At 45.4% G+C, this 372-nt stretch carries 1 protein-coding gene; it reads right to left on the reverse strand.

Annotated features, from left to right (window positions below; all coding sequences use genetic code 11):
- On the reverse strand, positions 1 to 372 hold a 372-nt coding region (locus tag AB4653_RS28530; protein WP_372106002.1), incomplete at both ends, for a hypothetical protein.

The following is a 372-nucleotide window of genomic DNA, read 5'->3' on the forward strand; positions in this document are numbered from 1 at the left end:
GGCGGAGTAGGTTCTGCCTCTTCTGTAGAAGCTAGTGGCAATTCAGTAAGTGCGAAATCCAGCCCTTGAATCGCTAAGCGGTCAACACACACTTGAGGGTCGAGCAGACAGCGCGGATTGATAGCCAATGCCAAATTTTCAACCTTGGTATCGATATGTAGGCTATCATCTTTAAACTGAACATTGTTAAGCGTAAAGCTTGGGAAAAGAGCGCCTTTAGTACTTTCCACTTTCAGTTGTGGCAATGCTTTTTCGGCGCCCCACAACACAGTATTCAACCCCGAATTGGTGAACAAAACAAAACCTAGTAGGGCGATTAACAATAGCAAAATCGACGTCAATGAAATCGACGCCCACTTGATACACTTACCC

The sequence above is a fragment of the Vibrio sp. 10N.222.48.A3 genome, assembly GCF_041475345.1.
GTDB lineage: Bacteria > Pseudomonadota > Gammaproteobacteria > Enterobacterales > Vibrionaceae > Vibrio > Vibrio tasmaniensis_A.